17 protein-coding genes are annotated in these 16,498 nt (G+C 60.6%); 3 read left to right on the top strand and 14 right to left on the bottom strand.

Annotated elements, in window-relative coordinates:
* Positions 1-149: 149 nt before the first annotated feature.
* From hemE to J8I26_RS20075, 3 genes are all read right to left on the bottom strand, one after another.
* A complete protein-coding gene (hemE, locus tag J8I26_RS20065) occupies positions 150-1,235 on the bottom strand; it encodes a uroporphyrinogen decarboxylase (protein ID WP_209608881.1) in 1,086 nt (361 codons plus the stop codon).
* A 148-nt stretch (positions 1,236-1,383) separates the two neighbouring features.
* Complete coding sequence (gabD, locus tag J8I26_RS20070; protein WP_209608882.1) at positions 1,384-2,838, bottom strand: NADP-dependent succinate-semialdehyde dehydrogenase; 1,455 nt, start codon at positions 2,836-2,838, stop codon at positions 1,384-1,386.
* Positions 2,839-2,873: 35 nt separating this feature from the next.
* Positions 2,874-3,047, bottom strand: a complete 174-nt coding sequence (locus tag J8I26_RS20075; protein WP_209608883.1) for a hypothetical protein — start codon at positions 3,045-3,047, stop codon at positions 2,874-2,876.
* Between J8I26_RS20075 and J8I26_RS20080 the strand changes: the two genes are divergently transcribed.
* On the top strand, positions 3,034-3,828 hold the full coding sequence (locus J8I26_RS20080) for a transporter substrate-binding domain-containing protein (RefSeq protein ID WP_209608884.1): 795 nt from the start codon (positions 3,034-3,036) through the stop codon (positions 3,826-3,828). The two genes, J8I26_RS20075 and J8I26_RS20080, sit on opposite strands and share 14 nt — an antisense overlap.
* A gap of 241 nt (positions 3,829-4,069) precedes the next feature.
* Here J8I26_RS20080 and J8I26_RS20085 read toward each other — a convergent pair whose 3' ends face one another.
* The 11 genes from J8I26_RS20085 to J8I26_RS20135 form a co-directional block, all read right to left on the bottom strand.
* A complete protein-coding gene (locus J8I26_RS20085) occupies positions 4,070-4,882 on the bottom strand; it encodes a polyphosphate kinase 2 family protein (protein WP_209608885.1) in 813 nt (270 codons plus the stop codon).
* 53 nt (positions 4,883-4,935) lie between these two features.
* Positions 4,936-5,394, bottom strand: a complete 459-nt coding sequence (locus J8I26_RS20090) for a CoA-binding protein (RefSeq protein ID WP_209608886.1) — start codon at positions 5,392-5,394, stop codon at positions 4,936-4,938.
* Positions 5,395-5,797: 403 nt separating this feature from the next.
* On the bottom strand, positions 5,798-6,220 hold the full coding sequence (locus J8I26_RS20095) for a F0F1 ATP synthase subunit epsilon (protein ID WP_209608887.1): 423 nt from the start codon (positions 6,218-6,220) through the stop codon (positions 5,798-5,800).
* Between the two features lie 72 nt (positions 6,221-6,292).
* Positions 6,293-7,693 (bottom strand): F0F1 ATP synthase subunit beta, encoded by a 1,401-nt coding sequence (atpD, locus tag J8I26_RS20100; RefSeq protein ID WP_209608888.1) that lies wholly within the window; start codon positions 7,691-7,693, stop codon positions 6,293-6,295.
* Positions 7,694-7,749: 56 nt separating this feature from the next.
* Complete coding sequence (gene atpG, locus J8I26_RS20105; protein WP_209608889.1) at positions 7,750-8,622, bottom strand: F0F1 ATP synthase subunit gamma; 873 nt, start codon at positions 8,620-8,622, stop codon at positions 7,750-7,752.
* Positions 8,623-8,652: 30 nt separating this feature from the next.
* Positions 8,653-10,194, bottom strand: coding sequence for a F0F1 ATP synthase subunit alpha (atpA, locus tag J8I26_RS20110; protein WP_209608890.1), 1,542 nt, complete (start codon positions 10,192-10,194; stop codon positions 8,653-8,655).
* 45 nt (positions 10,195-10,239) lie between these two features.
* Positions 10,240-10,773 carry a F0F1 ATP synthase subunit delta gene (locus J8I26_RS20115; RefSeq protein ID WP_209608891.1) on the bottom strand — a complete coding sequence of 178 codons (534 nt, stop codon included), beginning with the start codon at positions 10,771-10,773 and terminating at the stop codon, positions 10,240-10,242.
* Position 10,774: 1 nt separating this feature from the next.
* Positions 10,775-11,245: a F0F1 ATP synthase subunit B gene (locus tag J8I26_RS20120; protein WP_209608892.1), complete on the bottom strand. Its 471-nt coding sequence runs from the start codon at positions 11,243-11,245 to the stop codon at positions 10,775-10,777.
* 74 nt (positions 11,246-11,319) lie between these two features.
* Positions 11,320-11,565, bottom strand: coding sequence for a F0F1 ATP synthase subunit C (atpE, locus tag J8I26_RS20125; protein WP_006461334.1), 246 nt, complete (start codon positions 11,563-11,565; stop codon positions 11,320-11,322).
* A gap of 74 nt (positions 11,566-11,639) precedes the next feature.
* Positions 11,640-12,461: a F0F1 ATP synthase subunit A gene (gene atpB / locus J8I26_RS20130; protein ID WP_209608893.1), complete on the bottom strand. Its 822-nt coding sequence runs from the start codon at positions 12,459-12,461 to the stop codon at positions 11,640-11,642.
* Positions 12,458-12,802 (bottom strand): ATP synthase subunit I, encoded by a 345-nt coding sequence (locus tag J8I26_RS20135; RefSeq protein WP_209608894.1) that lies wholly within the window; start codon positions 12,800-12,802, stop codon positions 12,458-12,460. The genes atpB and J8I26_RS20135 overlap by 4 nt, the downstream gene beginning before the upstream one ends.
* A gap of 177 nt (positions 12,803-12,979) precedes the next feature.
* Here J8I26_RS20135 and J8I26_RS20140 point away from each other — a divergent pair, with 177 nt between their 5' ends.
* Entirely contained in the window at positions 12,980-13,180 is a 201-nt protein-coding gene (locus tag J8I26_RS20140) for a hypothetical protein (RefSeq protein ID WP_209608895.1), read from the top strand.
* Positions 13,181-13,731: 551 nt separating this feature from the next.
* Positions 13,732-15,741, top strand: coding sequence for a flagellar filament capping protein FliD (gene fliD, locus J8I26_RS20145; protein ID WP_209608896.1), 2,010 nt, complete (start codon positions 13,732-13,734; stop codon positions 15,739-15,741).
* Positions 15,742-16,498: the final 757 nt, after the last annotated feature.

Here is a 16,498-nt window from a genome sequence, read left to right on the forward strand (position 1 = left end):
ACACTCGCTCACTCGAATTCAGATATCGATATGAGTGATTCTCAATATGGGGCGAGCCAGAAATGTGCATAAGTGTGAAATCCTCTTGCCAAGCCGTCTATTTTCTGCGCCATCGCGGTTCACACGGCCGATGACGCAAGAAAAACGCGTCAGGCGCGCATCGAACGGCTGATTTCGTGCACCGCCTGGGCCAGCGTCGCAACCGCCTCGGGCGGGCTGAATTGTGAAATGCCATGGCCCAGGTTGAAGACATGGCCGCTGCCGGCGCCGGGCTTGCCGAAGGATTCCAGCAGCTTGCGCACTTCGGCGCGGATGGCGTCGTCGCCGGCAAACAGCACGTTGGGGTCGAGATTGCCCTGCAGCGCGACCTTGTCGCCCACGCGGCGGCGCGCCTCGCCCAGGTTGACGGTCCAGTCCAGGCCCACGGCGTCGGCGCCGATGGCGGCAATCTGCTCCAGCCACAAGCCGCCGCCTTTGGTGAAGACGATGGCGGGAATGCGCTCGCCGTCCTTTTCCAGCTTCAGCTGCTTGACCACCTCGGCCATGTAGGCCAGGGAGAACTGCTGGTAGATGCCGTCGGCCAGGGCACCGCCCCAGGTGTCGAAGATCATCACCGCCTGGGCGCCGGCGTCGATCTGGGCGTTCAGGTAGGCGGCCACGGCCTGGGCGTTGGTCTTCAGGATGTGGTGCATCAGGTCGGGGCGGCTGTAGAGCATGCTCTTGACCAGGCGGAAGTCGTCCGAGCCGCCGCCTTCGACCATGTAGCAGGCCAGCGTCCACGGGCTGCCGGAGAAGCCGATCAGCGGCACGCGGCCGTCCAGCTCGCGACGGATCTGGGTGACGGCCTTGAATACGTAGTCCAGCTTGCCGAGGTCGGGCGCCTGCAGCGCCTTGACTGCGACTTCATCGCGCAGCGGACGCTCGAACTTGGGGCCCTCGCCTTCGGCGAAATACAGGCCCAGGCCCATGGCGTCGGGCACGGTCAGGATGTCGGAGAACAGGATCGCGGCGTCCAGCGGGAATCGCTCCAGCGGCTGCAGCGTCACTTCGGTAGCGTAGTCAGGATTGGTGGCCAGGCCCATGAAGGAACCGGCGCGAGCGCGCGTGGCGCGGTATTCCGGCAGGTAGCGGCCGGCCTGGCGCATCAGCCACAGCGGGGTGTAGTCGGTGGGCTGGCGCAGCAGTGCGCGCAGGAAGGTATCGTTTTTCAGCGGGGCGAATTGGGATTGGGACATAGGGCGGCCTAAAGCTATCTTGCGTCAATCCGCCATTATCTCATCCCGCGCGCGGCGTTTCCGGGCTAATTGTCCGTATAGCCGCGCGCTGATATTGACGCAGGTCGTGGCGGCGGCAAATCGCCGCGCGCGACCTGCGCGCGCCGGATCAGATGCCACCCATGCAGAGGTACTTGATGACCAGGTAGTCGTCCAGTCCGTAGTGCGAGCCCTCGCGTCCCAGGCCGGATTGCTTGACGCCGCCAAACGGCGCCACCTCGTTCGAAATCAAGCCGGTGTTGATGCCCACCATGCCCGACTCCAGTCCCTCGGCCACACGCCAGATGCGACCGATGTCGCGCGAGTAGAAATAGCTGGCCAGGCCGAACTCGGTATCGTTGGCCAGCGCTACGGCTTCTTCATCGGTCTTGAAGCGGAACAGCGGCGCCATCGGGCCGAAGGTTTCCTCGCGCGCCACGCGCATGGCCGGCGTGACGTCGAGCAGCACGGTGGGCTCGAAGAAGGTGCCGCCGAGCGCGTGGCGCTTGCCGCCCAGCAGCACCCGGGCGCCCTTGCCAGTGGCATCGGCCAGATGCTCCTCGACCTTCTTCACCGCATCCTCGTTGATCAGCGGACCTTGCGTGACGCCCTCGCCGGTGCCGTCGCCGACCTTGAGTTTCTTGACGGCTTCCACCAGCTTGGCGGCGTAAGCGTCGTAGACGCCATCCTGCACGTAGATGCGATTGGCGCACACGCAGGTCTGGCCGGCGTTGCGGTATTTGGAGGCGATGGTGCCGGCGACGGCCGCGTCCAGGTCGGCATCGTCGAACACGATGAAGGGCGCGTTACCGCCGAGCTCCAGCGACAGCTTCTTGATGGTGGGCGCGGATTGCGCCATCAGCTTGCGGCCGATGTCGGTAGAACCGGTGAAGGAGAGCTTGCGCACCAGCGGGTTGGCAGTCATCTCACCGCCGATCTCGGAGGACGAGCCGGTCACCACGCTGAATACGCCCTTGGGCACGCCGGCGCGCTCGGCCAGCACCGCCAGCGCCAGCGCGGAGAACGGCGTGGCGCCGGCCGGCTTCAATACCATCGGGCAACCGGCGGCCAAGGCCGGCCCGGCCTTGCGGGTAATCATCGCGGCCGGGAAATTCCACGGCGTGATCGCCGCGCAAACGCCGATCGGCTCCTTGGTGACGACGATGCGGTTGGCCCCCAGCGGCGACGGGATCACGTCACCGTAAGCGCGCTTGGCTTCTTCGCCAAACCACTCGATGAAGGACGCGGCGTAGCCGATCTCGCCCTTGGACTCGGCCAGCGGCTTGCCCTGCTCGGTGGTCATGATCAGCGCCAGGTCGTCGGCGTTGGCCAGCATCAGCTCGCTCCACTTGCGCAGGATCTTGCCGCGCTCGGCCGCAGTCTTGCCTCGCCAGCCTTTCCATGAGGCATCGGCGGCGTCGATGGCGCGCCGGGTTTCGGCCGCGCCCATCTTGGGAATGGTGCCGATAGCTTGGCCATTGGCAGGATTTTTCACGGTCGTTGTCTGGCCGTCGTCGGCGTCTACCCACTTGCCGTCCACATAGGCCTGCTGGCGCAGCAGCGCCGGATCGTTCAGCTTGAGCATGTGCATCTCCCAGATTTGCGTTCGGTGACGTCCTTTTAGTAAGCCGCCTGCCGGGGGAGTTCAGAAACGGCGCGTTGTCCTACGAAAGGATGGCCGCTTTTGCTATGATCGTCGGGCTGCAACACAGCAACAGGCGGCGCATCAAGACCAACGACCAGCGCGCCGCCTTGCCAAAACATCAAACAGGAGACCTGCATGAAGAAGTTCATCCGCGCCGCGCTGTTGGCCGGCCTCGCCCTCGCCTCACTTTCACTGGCCATGCGTCCCGCGCTGGCCGACGACGGCGCGTCGTCACGCCTCGACCAAGTACTCAAATCCGGCAAGCTGCGCGTCTGCATGACCGGCGACTACAAGCCCTTCACCTACTACCGTCCCGACCAGAGCTTCGAAGGCATGGATGTGGAGCTGGCGCAATCGCTGGCCAAGTCGCTGGGCGTGGAAGCGCAGTTCGTGAAGACTACCTGGAGCAACCTGATGAATGACTTCATCGCCCAGTGCGACATCGCCATGGGGGGCGTGTCGATCACGCTGGAGCGTGCGAAGAAGGCCGGTTTTTCGACGCCCACCATGGTGGACGGCAAGGCGCCCGTGGTGCGCTGCGCCGACAAGGAAAAATTCCGCAACTTCGAGATGATCGACCAGCCCGGCACGCGCGCCATCGTCAATCCGGGCGGCACCAACGAGCGCTTCGCGCGTACCCGCTACAAGCACGCCACGCTGACGCTGCACCCGGACAACGTCACCATCTTCCAGCAGATCGTGGACGGCAAGGCCGACGTGATGGTGACCGACGCCAGCGAGACCATGTGGCAGGCCAAGCTGCATCACGAGCTGTGCCCGGTCAACCCGGAGCAGCCGTTGCAGTTCGCCGAGAAGGCTTACATGCTGCCGCGCGGCGATGTGGCCTTCAAGGCCTACGTGGATACCTGGCTGCACCTGGCCAAGGCCACCGGCGAGTATCAGCAGGTGTTCGACAAGTGGTTGAAATAAGCTGAGCCGGCAAGGCGAACGAGCAGTTCGCCCGGCATGAAGAAGGCCGGCGCCAAGCAAATGGCGCCGGCCTTTGTCTTTCCGTCATCCGGGCGAAGGCCGGGCCGCCAGCGACGCTCGTCGCGCTCCGACATTCGTTGGACAACGCCAGACCCCGGGCTACGTCGGGACGGCAGGCCCATACGAACCTACCCTGCATGGCGTTTCGGTCGGTTCGGAACACTGCGCCGAACGAATCTGCTCAATCGAACTTCAGCTTCTTCAGTTCCGGCTTCGGATCCGGATACTTCAACTTCAGTTTTTGCAGCGTCTCCAGCACCACATTGGCCACCACCAGGTTGCGATGCGGCTTGGAGTCGGCCGGCGCCACGTACCACGGCGCATGCGTCGTACTGGTGGCGCGCAGCGCGTTCTGATAGACCTGCTGGTAGCTGTCCCAATATTTGCGCTCGGCCAGGTCCTGGGCGTCGAATTTCCAGTGCTTGTTGGGATCATCGATGCGCGACTGCAGGCGCGCCTTCTGCTCGTCCCTGGAAATATGCAGGAAGAACTTGAGCACTACGGTGCCGGTCTCGGCCAGCATGCGCTCGAAGTCGTTGATCTGGCGATAGCGGCGCTTGCATTCCTTGTCGTCGATCCAGTCGTGCACGCGCGTGATCAGCACGTCCTCGTAATGGCTGCGATTGAACACGGCGATCTCGCCCGCCACCGGTACCTGCTCATGAATGCGCCACAAATAGTCGTGCGCCAGCTCGAGCGCGCTGGGCGCCTTGAAATTGGCGATGCGGATGCCTTGCGGGTTGACGCCGGCGAACACGTCATTGACGGTGCCGTCCTTGCCGCTGGTATCCATGCCTTGCAGGACCACCAGCAGCTTGTGCTTGCGCGCGGCGTAGAACATTTGCTGTTGCTCGCCGATGAGACCGGCCAGGCGCGCGATCTCGGTGCGATCCTTTTCCTTGTCCCCCAGTGACAGCGGCTTTTGCGAGGCGCTGTCGTCCTTGATCAGGGTCTTCGGTCCGACGATGAATTGCGGGGCGATCTTCTTGGCCATGTTGTCTCGCTTTTGTCGTTGTCAATGTTGTGGTGTTGCCGGCATGCCCGGCGTCAAAGCACGCCGTGGAAGTCGCCGATACGGTGCTCGATCTTGATGCACTTGTCCATGATCACCTTCAAGCCTGCTGCACGCGCCTTGGCGGCGGCCGCCTCGTGCATGATCTCCAGCTGCATCCACACGCATTGCGCGCCGATGGCAATCGCTTCGTCCACCACCGGCGGGATGTCGGCCGACTTGCGGAAGCAGTCGACGATGGAGATGCGCAGACCCTCTTCCGCCAGCGCGGCATTGGCCTCCGCCAGCGTGGCATGGCAATGCTCGCCGAGGATGGTCTGGCCGGCATACATGGGATTGACCGCGACGATGCGATAGCCGGCTGCCTGCATGTAGGCGGCGACGTCATGGCTGGCGCGCTCGGGGCGATTGGACAAACCGACCACGGCGATCACCGGCTTGCCGCCGGCGCGGTAGGAAAGCTGTCGGGCATGTTCGCTGGCGAGTGGCACCATGTGTGTCTCCTGTGATGGGTCGCGCTACCCGCGCAAGGGCACAAGTAACGCGACCACAATGATTGAATGATGCCGGCGACGCGGATTGGTTCGATCGGATGTGGCGATCCGCGCTGCTGCGCCGGACTGAACCCGGCGCGTGACATTCAACTTTAACCCATCGCGGCGATGCACACAGGCGCGCCGCGCGCAGCGTGGGCATGATGACCGACGGAGCAGATGGAAAGAAGGAGAGGCCGGGGAGAGAAAACGAGGAATGAGAGAGGAGAGATGAAGATGCGTTGCGACGGCAAGGGACGTTGCGCATACACGCCCCTTTACCGGGCGCGCATGAAAAAAGGCAGCCGAGGCTGCCTTTCTTGTCTTGCTCCCGTTGCCGCAAGCGGCGGGCGATGCCGGTGAATCAGCGCTTCTGACGCAGCTTCTGGATCGCGGCCAACTGCGCCACCGCTGCGGCCAGTTCAGCCTGAGCAGCAGCGTAGTCGATCTTGGAATCACGGTTGGCCAGTGCTTCTTCGGCCAGCTTCTTCGCTTCCGCAGCCTTGGCTTCGTCCAGGTCGGCGCCACGAATCGCGGTGTCGGCCAGCACGGTCACGGCGTCCGGCTGAACTTCCAGCAAGCCGCCTGCGACGAACACGAATTCGTCGACAGCCTGGCCCGGCACCTTGATACGGACGGCACCCGGCTTGATGCGCGTGATCAGCGGAGTGTGGCGGGGATAAATACCCAGCTCGCCCGCTTCACCCGGCAACGCGACGAATTCAGCCTCGCCGGAGAAGATCGCCTCTTCCGCCGAGACCACGTCCACGTGAATAGTATGTGCCATGTCGTTTCCTAGTCGATTGACCGCCCCCAGCGATCAGCAATCGCGGGGGCGGCGCCGAAAATCAATAATTGCTTAGTTGATCTTCTTGGCTTTTTCGATTGCTTCTTCGATCGTGCCGACCATGTAGAACGCTTGTTCCGGCAGGTGATCGAGTTCGCCGCTGGCGATCATCTTGAAGCCCTTGATCGTGTCCTTCAGCGAAACGTACTTGCCGGGCGAACCGGTGAACACTTCGGCAACGTGGAACGGCTGCGACAGGAAACGCTGCATCTTACGAGCACGCGCCACCAGCAGCTTGTCTTCCGGAGCCAGTTCGTCCATGCCCAGAATCGCGATGATGTCGCGCAGTTCCTTGTAGCGCTGCAGGGTGCCCTGAACAGCGCGTGCGGTTTCGTAGTGTTCCTGGCCGACCACTTGCGGGTCCAGCTGGCGCGAGGTCGAGTCCAGCGGATCCACTGCGGGGTAGATACCCAGCGAAGCGATGTCACGCGACAGAACGACGGTCGAGTCCAAGTGGGCGAAGGTGGTTGCCGGCGACGGGTCGGTCAAGTCATCCGCAGGGACATACACGGCCTGGATCGAGGTGATCGAGCCGGTCTTGGTCGAGGTGATACGCTCTTGCAGGCGGCCCATTTCTTCGGCCAGCGTCGGCTGGTAACCCACCGCGGAAGGCATACGACCCAGCAGCGCGGACACTTCGGTACCGGCCAGGGTGTAACGGTAGATGTTGTCGACGAAGAACAGCACGTCCTTGCCTTCATCGCGGAAGCCTTCAGCGATAGTCAGGCCGGTCAGCGCCACGCGCAGACGGTTGCCCGGCGGTTCGTTCATCTGGCCGTAAACCATGGCAACCTTGGAGTTGGCCGGGTTTTCCAGATCCACCACCTTGGCTTCTGCCATTTCGTGGTAGAAGTCGTTACCTTCACGGGTACGCTCACCAACACCGGCGAACACGGACAGACCGCTGTGCGCCTTGGCGATGTTGTTGATCAGTTCCATCATGTTCACGGTCTTGCCCACGCCGGCGCCGCCGAACAGGCCAACCTTACCGCCCTTGGCGAACGGGCACACCAGGTCGATCACCTTGATGCCGGTTTCCAGCAGTTCTTGCGACGGCGACAGTTCGTCGTACGCAGGAGCCTTGCGGTGGATCGAAGCGGTTTGCTCGTGCGAGACCGGACCGCATTCGTCGATCGGGTTGCCCAGCACGTCCATGATGCGGCCCAGGGTCGCTGTGCCGACCGGCACGGTGATTGCCTTGCCGGTGTTCGTGATGGTCAGGCCGCGGCGCAGACCGTCCGACGAACCGAGCGCAATGGTACGAACCACGCCGTCGCCCAGCTGTTGCTGGACTTCCAGGGTCAGATCCGAACCTTCCAATTTCAAGGCATCGTAAACCTTGGGCATCGCATCGCGCGGGAACTCCACGTCCACCACAGCGCCGATACACTGAACGATTTTGCCATCAGCCATTTTCGTTCCTTCAATAGATAAAATTTAAATTCTGTTTCGCATCGCTACGTCAGCGATCAACCGACCGCAGCAGCACCGGCGACGATTTCCGACAGCTCTTTGGTAATCGCTGCCTGGCGGGTCTTGTTGTAGACCAGCTTCAATTCGCCGATCACGCTACCCGCGTTGTCGCTTGCCGCCTTCATCGCCACCATGCGCGCCGATTGCTCGGACGCCATGTTTTCGGCGACTGCCTGATAAATCAGCGCTTCGACGTAACGCACCAGCAGTTCGTCCACCACGGATTGCACATCGGGCTCATAGATGTAGTCCCAGGAGTGCGCACCCTCGTCAGCCTTGAGCTTGTCGCTGGTCAGCGGCAGCAGCTGCTGCAGGGTGGCTTCCTGCTTCATCGTGTTGATGAACTTGGTGTACACCAAGTACACCGCGTCCAGCTTGCCTTCCTGGTAAGCGTCGAGCAGCACCTTGACGGGGCCGATCAGCTTTTCCAGGTGAGGCGTATCACCCAATTGCGTCACGTTGGCGGCGACGCGTGCGCCGATACGATTCAGAAAACCCAGACCCTTGTTGCCAATGGCGACGGATTCAAATGCCAGACCCTTGCCCTCCAGCTCGCGCATCTTCGCGGTCAGCAGACGCAGCGAGTTGGTATTCATGCCGCCGCACAGACCCTTGTCGGTCGTGACGACGATGAAACCAACACGCTTGGCCGTATCCTGCTTGACCATGAAGGGGTGCACGTATTCCGGATTGGCTTGCGACAGGTTGGCCGCAATGTTGCGGATCTTGTCGCTGTACGGGCGGGCTGCGTGCATCCGGTCCTGCGCCTTGCGCATTTTGGATGCCGCGACCATTTCCATCGCCTTGGTGATCTTCTTCGTATTTTCTACGCTCTTGATCTTGCCACGTATCTCTTTACCTGTAGCCATGAGTAAGACTCCTTATAGCTTCAGTAAAAATTAGTACGCGCCGGATTTCTTGAAGTCAGCGATGGCGGCTGCCAGTGCTGCTTCAGCATCCTTATCCAGTTGCTTGGTGTCTTCGATCTTCTTCAGCAGGTCAGCGTGGCTGGTCTTCACGAAGTTGTGCAGACCGGCTTCGAAGGCCAGGATCTTCTTCACTTCGACGTCGTCCATGTAGCCCTTGTTCACGGCGAACAGGGTCACGGCCATGATCGAGATCGATTGCGGAGCGTACTGCGACTGCTTCAGCAGTTCGGTCACACGTGCGCCACGATCCAGCTGCTTGCGGGTTGCTGCATCCAGATCCGAAGCGAACTGCGCGAAGGCTGCCAGTTCACGGTACTGCGCCAGGTCGGTACGGATACCGCCGGACAGGCCCTTGATGACCTTGGTCTGAGCAGCGCCACCGACGCGCGACACCGAGATACCGGCGTTGATCGCAGGACGGATACCGGCGTTGAACAGCGAGGTTTCCAGGAAGATCTGGCCGTCGGTGATCGAGATCACGTTGGTCGGAACGAAGGCGGACACGTCGCCGGCTTGCGTTTCGATGATCGGCAGTGCAGTCAGCGAACCAGTCTTGCCGGTGACTTCGCCGTTGGTGAACTTCTCGACGTAGTCGGCGTTCACGCGGGCTGCGCGCTCCAGCAGGCGGCTGTGCAGGTAGAACACGTCGCCAGGGTAAGCTTCGCGGCCCGGCGGACGGCGCAGCAGCAGCGAGACCTGACGGTAAGCCACGGCTTGCTTGGACAGATCGTCATACACGATCAGGGCGTCTTGACCGCGGTCGCGGAAGTATTCGCCCATGGTGCAACCCGAGTAGGCCGACACGTATTGCATTGCTGCCGATTCGGAAGCGGTTGCTGCGACGACGATGGTGTACTCCATCGCGCCATGCTCTTCCAGAGCGCGCACCACGTTCTTGACCGACGAAGCCTTCTGGCCGATCGCGACGTAGATGCAGGTCATGTTCTGACCCTTTTGATTGATGATGGCGTCGATCGCAACAGCGGTCTTGCCGGTCTGGCGGTCGCCGATGATCAGCTCACGCTGGCCGCGGCCAACGGGAACCATCGAGTCGATCGACTTCAGGCCGGTTTGCATCGGCTGCGAAACCGATTCACGGGCGATAACGCCCGGCGCGATCTTTTCGATCGGAGCGGTCAGCTTGGCGTTGATCGGGCCCTTGCCGTCGATCGGCTGACCCAGTGCGTTGACCACACGGCCACGCAGTTCGGGGCCGATAGGCACTTCCAGGATACGGCCGGTGCACTTGACGACGTCACCTTCCGAAATGTGTTCGTACTCGCCCAAGATAACGGCGCCGACCGAGTCGCGCTCCAGGTTCAGCGCCAGGCCGAAGGTGTTACCCGGGAATTCCAGCATCTCACCTTGCATCACGTCGGACAGACCATGGATACGGCAGATACCGTCGGACACGGAAATGACCGTGCCCTGATTGCGAATCTCAGCGGTATCGCCAAGGCCTTGGATCCGGCTCTTGATCAGCTCGCTGATTTCAGATGCGTTGAGTTGCATACTAACTCCTAAAAATTGTTCTTTCGCTTAGCCAGGCTCGGGCAATTACGCGGCCAGAGCAGCATGCAGCTGCTGCAGTTTCGCGCGCACGGAGGTATCGAACACTTCGTCGCCGACCACGACACGCACGCCGCCGATCAGGCTTTCGTCCACCGTCACCGAAGGGTTCAGCTTGCGGCCGAACTTCTTCTCCAGCGAGGTGACCACATCCTTGACCTGTGCATCGCTCAGCGCGAAGGCGCTGGTGATATGCGCGTCGGCCGAACCTTCCTGAGCATTCTTGAGCTCATGGAATTGTTCGGCGATTTGCGGCAACAGGACCAGGCGGCCGTTTTCGATCAGCGTGTTGACGAAGTTCTGCGCCTCGACGGAGAGCGGAGTCTTCACGGCTGCGGCGAACACTTCGGCCAGCTTGACGTGCGAAACGGAAGGATTGTGCGCGAGGGCCTTGAGCTCGGGATGCGCTGCCACCTGGGCCATCTCGGTGATGAGATCGGACCAGGCTGCCAGGCTGCCCGCCTTGGCCACACGAAACAGGGCTTCAGCGTAAGGGCGAGCGATCGTTACCAGTTCGGCCATATTACAGCTCTGTCTTCAGTTGGTTCAGCAGGTCGGCGTGCGCAGCGGCGTTCACTTCGCGCTTCAGGATCTGTTCCGCGCCCTTGACTGCCAGCGTTGCGACTTCGCCGCGCAGTTCTTCGCGCGCCTTGTTCACTTGCTGTTCAGCGTCGGCACGGGCAGCGGCGACGATGCGGGCAGCTTCTTCAGCGGCCGTCTTCTTCGCTTCTTCGATGATCAGCTGTGCGCGCTTTTCGGCGTCGCCGACGCGCTTCTGGCCTTCATCGCGAGCCGTTGCCAGCTCACCCTGGATGCGCTTTTCGGCGGCGGCCAGATCGGCCTTGCCGCGGTCGGCGGCTGCCAGACCGTCCGCAATCTTCTTGGCGCGTTCGTCGAGCGCCTTGATCAACGGCGGCCACACGAATTTCATCGTGAAGCCGGCGAGGATGAAGAAGACCACGAACTGCGCAATCAATGTTGCATTTAAGTTCACGGTAATTCCCTTCTCAGAATAACGAGTGCCGGAACCAATCGTCCGGCAGGTGAGAGTCGGCTATGAAGCGCGAATTACTTGGCGATGAACGGATTTGCGAATGCGAACAGCATGGCGATACCAACACCGATCAGGAACGCAGCGTCGATCAGGCCGGCCAGCAGGAACATCTTGGTTTGCAGGGTGTTCATCAGTTCAGGCTGACGTGCGGATGCTTCGAGGTACTTACCGCCCATGATCGCGATACCGATACAAGCGCCGATAGCACCCAGGCCAATGATCAAACCGCAAGCCAGAGCAACGAAAGAGACATCAGTCATGACAATTCCTTAGAAAAGTTAAGTTAATACAAAAAATCAAAAAACAAACTGAAAAACAGGTACTGCAAGCCTTGTTAGTGCGCTTCGTGCGCCTGGCCCAGGTAAACCAGTGTCAACATCATGAAGATGAATGCTTGGAGCAACACGATCAGGATGTGGAAAATTGCCCAGATAGAACCGGCGATCACGTGGCCGATAAAGCCGAATGCGGTCGCGGTCGATCCCAGCAATGCGATCAGCAGGAACAACAGTTCGCCTGCATACATGTTGCCGAACAGTCGCATGCCCAGGGACACGGTCTTGGCGGCGAATTCGATGATGTTCAACAACAGGTTGAACGGCGCCAGCCAGATGCCGAACGGCGCTGCGAACAGTTCGTGGATGAAGCCGCCGGCACCCTTGATCTTCACGCTGTAGTACAGCATCAGGGCCAGCACGCCCAGGGCGATGCCCAGGGTGCCGTTCAGGTCGGCGGTCGGGACGATGCGGTGGTGCATTTCACCCATGCCGAAGATGCGCAGGATGCCCGATGCCAGGTCGACCGGCAGGAAGTCCAGCGAGTTCATCAGGGCGACCCAGATGAACACGGTCAGCGCCACCGGAGCGATGAAGCTGCGGTCGCCGTGCACGATGGCCTTGGATTGGTCTTCGACCATCTCGACCACCATCTCCACAAAGGCCTGGAAGCGGCCCGGCACGCCCGAGGTCGCCTTGCGGGCGGCCAGGAACATGAAGAAGCAGGCGATCACGCCACAGAACACGGACCAGAACACGGTGTCCATGTTGATGATGGAGAAATCGACGATCTTGGTTTGATGCTGGGTGGAGAGGTGTCCAAGGTGGTGGACGATATATTCGGAGGCTGTTGGCGCGTGCTCAGCGGCTTCTACGGTCATGGTCGGTGTCTAAACAGTAAAATGAAATAACTCTTAAGCACCACGATGAAGCTCAGCACAAATGCGAGCCAGTTGACACCGTGGTACAACCAAACGATCGCCCCCATGAGCGCGAAAGTCGTAGCAATCTTGATAAATTCCCCGAAGAAAAACGTCATCGGGTTGGTACCACCTGGTTTTCGTGCGCTGACGTAGAGTCGCAAGGCAAACAGGGCGTTGGGAACCACGCAGCAGGCTCCGCCCAGTAGTGCGGACCACAGCGCCGGAAGTCCGCCCAGCATGCCTGCCACCAGTGCAGCGACGACCGTGGTTACGAGCTGCAAAAGGATGATGCGCAGCATATATATCCAATATCGTGCATGCGCCGCACCTATTACGAGCGTACGGCAGCTTAAAAGCCCGGCGATTATAAAGGTTCGTTTTCGGGTAAGTCAAACCTTTTACAGCCAGATCGCGGCGTTATCTCAGCCATTTGTAGGCGAAATGCGGCAAGTAGTCTGCGACTTCAATTTTGTGCGATGCAGCACAACCGCATTCATGCCATTCCCGCCGCAACGGTGATGCGCACCACCTCGCTGGCGCAAAGCCGTCAACTTTCACGGTCGACTCCCCGACATCACGCCGACGCGCTTGCGCATCCGCACGGCGACAGGGACAAATACGGTCGCAACCGGGAAAGTAACACGCAAAGCATGCAAAAAAGCGAGGAAATTCAATGATTTATACGCATATGCAGCACGCTCGCAATCTTTTGTGAGAAAGAGGCGGCCCCTGCTGGCCGCCATAAGTCGTCAGACGACGAAGCTCGCTTTTGTGCAGTCGATGCTGCAGCACAGCGTAAAAGCGCTGCGGCCGCGCCGGCACATGCGCATATCGTAAAACCACGGTAAGACCGCCTGCCGCCCACCCGCCGCCACGCACGCCTGGAGGCAGCAATCTCCGGCGCCTCATCTCCCACCTGGCGGGAAACCAATAATTCTCACCACTCATCACATCAGCACATCACTCGCAAAACAAAACAGCCTGGAAACGGCCTAAATACGGGGCGTATCGCGTAAAAAATATGAGATTTTCGCTAAAGAAATTCGCAATTGTTACGTAACCCAAACTGTAAATTTATGAAAAGAAAGCGAGAACGTCAGCTTTTTGTCATGTGCGCACGGAGCTACTTTATTTCTAATAAAAACCAGAAATATTGTGCAATGACAACAAGAGCCAGCTTTCTTTCTTAGGCTAAGCAATAACAAACAGTCCCCCTAAGGAGCAATTCATGGCCAGTTCCACCGGCACGATCACCACATCTGCAGGCCCCCTAGACGTAGCGACCCTGGTCGACAAGCTGATTGCCGCCGAGGGCAAGCAACGCCTGACCTCATTGGCCAACAAGGCAAGCAGCTTCAACGCGCTGATTTCCGCCTACGGCAATCTGAAGGGTGCAATGACCACCTACCAGAGCGCGCTCAAGGGCCTGAACGTGGCCAGCTTCAGCGCGCAGAAGCCTACCGTCAGCAACGCCGGCAGCGGAACCAACCTCACCACCGATCCCTTTACCGCCGACGTCAACACCGACGAGACCACCAAGGCGCTGGCGCAGAAGCTGAAATCGATCGGCTTCACGCCCGGCAACACTTTCCAGGCCGGCGACACGATCGCCATCAAGGTCGGCACCGAACAGCCCAAATTCATCACGCTCAAGGCCAACGCCACGCTGGCCGGCGTGCGCGACGCCATCAATGCCGGCAAGGCCGATGTGACTGCTTCCATCGTGACCGACGCCAGCGGCGACCATCTGGTGCTGGAGTCGAACAAGGGCGGCACGGCCAACACCTTGAAGATCACCGGCAACGGCTCGCTGGCCGACATCCGATATGACGCCTCCTCCAATGCGCCCGGCGGCATGACCCAGGTCCAAGCGCCACGCGATGCCACCAAGGCCGCCTCCGGCAAGTACTCGATCGCCGTCTCGCAGCTGGCGCAGTCGCACAAGGTGACCTCGGCCCCGATCTCGCCGGGCATGACCTTCGAAAGCGGCGTGCTTGCCATCAAGACCGGTAACGGCTCGACCGCGCTGATCCATCCCAAGAGCAACACGCTGGCCGGCGTGCGCGACGCCATTAACGCCAGCGACGCCGGCGTGACCGCCGCCATCGTCAGCGACGGCGCCAACAACCACTTGGTGCTCACCACCAAGGACAGCGGCGCTGCCAACAGCCTGCGCGTGTCCGGCACCGGCAATTTCGCGGTGTTCAATTTCGATCCGAGCGGCACCGTCATGTCGCCCAACGTGCCGACCGGCCAGACCTTCTCGGCCGGCAGCCTGTCGCTGCAGGTCGGCGCCAAGACCTTCGCCATCAATCCCGCCGGCACCGCGCTTTCCGACGTGGTGCAGGCCATCAACGGCGCTGCTGCGGGCGTGACTGCCAGCATTACCAGTGCCAACGGCCAGGACCGCCTGGTGCTGACGCCGGCCGGCTCCGACACCGTGGCGCTGACCGGCTCAAGCGACTACGCCGCGCTTTCCGCCAGCGGCATGGGCCAGCTCTCCAAGGCGCAGGACGCCAAGCTGACCATCGACGGCGTGACCGTGACCAGTGCCACCAACAAGGTCAGCGACGCCATCTCGGGCGTGACGCTGAACCTGACCAAGGTCACTACCGCCGCCGACAATTTCTCGCTGACGATCGCCAACGACACCAGCGGCGTGGCGACCGCGGCGAACACCTTCGTGTCGGCCTACAACACGCTGGCCAAGGCGATCGCCTCGCTGACCAAGCAAACGCCCTCGACCACCAAGGGCCAGGCCAACACAAATTCGCCGCTGGCCTCCGAGTCTTCCGTCAAGAACATCATGACCCAGCTGCGCGGCGTGCTGATGTCGTCGATGAGCGATGCCGGCGGCGCCACTTCGCTATCGCAGATCGGGATCTCGTTCCAGAAGGACGGTACGCTGGCGCTGGACGCCACCAAGCTCAATAACGCCACCACCAAGAACTTCGAGGGTGTGGCCAAGCTGTTTGGCGGCACCGACGGCGTGGTGCCCAAGCTGCAAAAACTGATGGACACCATGCTGGGCGACAAGGGCGTCCTGGCAGACAAGACCAAGGGCCTGCAGGACAGCCTGAAGAACAACACTGACCTGCAGACTGCCGCCAACGCCCGCCTGGTGAACCTGAAGGACGCCTACACCAACCAGTTCAACCGCCTCAACATCACGCTGGCGACGATGCAGTCGCGCCAGAGCTACCTGACGCAGCAGCTGGCAAAACTGAGCGGCAAGTAACACATCGGCCGGCCGATGCAAAAGGGAGTGCGTTTTGGCGAAAGCCGGACGCGCTCCTTCTTATTTCAGCGCAAGGCGTAAGTGACCAGTCACAGGTATTTGCGCAAGGACACCTCCGAATTGATATTGCGCAAAGTAATCGGCCATCAGAGATTGCATCATCTTTCCCTGCTGGAACGGATTGCAATTCATGCAAGAATTGTGTCGTTTCCACTTTGTATCGCGCTGACGTTGTGAGGAGAAGCGCCGTACGCTTGGAAGATGACGGGCCGGAAGATACAGACAGCGAACCCGCTGCGTACCTGAGAACCCTGGTCAGACGATGGGAAGTTGGTGGTGCAAGTGAGGTGGGAACGATAAAGCTGCCGCGCCATGGAACGATATGTTTGCCACCATCCATGCGTCACCTCCTCCGCAGCACTGAATGCCCTCACACTACATCGCACTTTGCACCCATCAAAGCGAAAGTCAAGGAACCGTAACTTTGCCACGTTCAGAAAGTGGACGCATAACCTTGCCACAGCCCGCTGACTCAATCAGGCCGGCCCTCTCAACTAAGAGAAGTCTGCCGGCTTAAGGCCGATATTGACGCGAGGAGCTTCAAATTCGTCGCCGGAAAGGTCTGGCATCGCCAAGCTGCTGGCAATACCGCTTGTTTGCGCAAGTAGGCTCAAATAGTCTGCTGTTGAATTGCACTGAAAACTGACCCACTTTTCCAGGAAATTTGCACCCTAAGTTGACCCATGTTTAGACCACA

It is taken from the genome of Herbaspirillum sp. LeCh32-8 (assembly GCF_017814915.1).
Taxonomy (GTDB): domain Bacteria; phylum Pseudomonadota; class Gammaproteobacteria; order Burkholderiales; family Burkholderiaceae_D; genus Herbaspirillum.

What these genes read in the sequence shown, in the direction of transcription:
- hemE (WP_209608881.1), bottom strand. Translation starts at nt 1,235, where the DNA reads ATGTCCCAATCCCAATTCGCCCCGCTGAAAAACGATACCTTCCTGCGC.
- gabD (WP_209608882.1), bottom strand. Translation starts at nt 2,838, where the DNA reads ATGCTCAAGCTGAACGATCCGGCGCTGCTGCGCCAGCAGGCCTATGTG.
- J8I26_RS20080 (WP_209608884.1), top strand. Translation starts at nt 3,034, where the DNA reads ATGAAGAAGTTCATCCGCGCCGCGCTGTTGGCCGGCCTCGCCCTCGCC.
- J8I26_RS20075 (WP_209608883.1), bottom strand. Translation starts at nt 3,047, where the DNA reads ATGAACTTCTTCATGCAGGTCTCCTGTTTGATGTTTTGGCAAGGCGGC.
- J8I26_RS20085 (WP_209608885.1), bottom strand. Translation starts at nt 4,882, where the DNA reads ATGGCCAAGAAGATCGCCCCGCAATTCATCGTCGGACCGAAGACCCTG.
- J8I26_RS20090 (WP_209608886.1), bottom strand. Translation starts at nt 5,394, where the DNA reads ATGGTGCCACTCGCCAGCGAACATGCCCGACAGCTTTCCTACCGCGCC.
- J8I26_RS20095 (WP_209608887.1), bottom strand. Translation starts at nt 6,220, where the DNA reads ATGGCACATACTATTCACGTGGACGTGGTCTCGGCGGAAGAGGCGATC.
- atpD (WP_209608888.1), bottom strand. Translation starts at nt 7,693, where the DNA reads ATGGCTGATGGCAAAATCGTTCAGTGTATCGGCGCTGTGGTGGACGTG.
- atpG (WP_209608889.1), bottom strand. Translation starts at nt 8,622, where the DNA reads ATGGCTACAGGTAAAGAGATACGTGGCAAGATCAAGAGCGTAGAAAAT.
- atpA (WP_209608890.1), bottom strand. Translation starts at nt 10,194, where the DNA reads ATGCAACTCAACGCATCTGAAATCAGCGAGCTGATCAAGAGCCGGATC.
- J8I26_RS20115 (WP_209608891.1), bottom strand. Translation starts at nt 10,773, where the DNA reads ATGGCCGAACTGGTAACGATCGCTCGCCCTTACGCTGAAGCCCTGTTT.
- atpE (WP_006461334.1), bottom strand. Translation starts at nt 11,565, where the DNA reads ATGACTGATGTCTCTTTCGTTGCTCTGGCTTGCGGTTTGATCATTGGC.
- atpB (WP_209608893.1), bottom strand. Translation starts at nt 12,461, where the DNA reads ATGACCGTAGAAGCCGCTGAGCACGCGCCAACAGCCTCCGAATATATC.
- J8I26_RS20135 (WP_209608894.1), bottom strand. Translation starts at nt 12,802, where the DNA reads ATGCTGCGCATCATCCTTTTGCAGCTCGTAACCACGGTCGTCGCTGCA.
- J8I26_RS20140 (WP_209608895.1), top strand. Translation starts at nt 12,980, where the DNA reads ATGCAGCACAACCGCATTCATGCCATTCCCGCCGCAACGGTGATGCGC.
- fliD (WP_209608896.1), top strand. Translation starts at nt 13,732, where the DNA reads ATGGCCAGTTCCACCGGCACGATCACCACATCTGCAGGCCCCCTAGAC.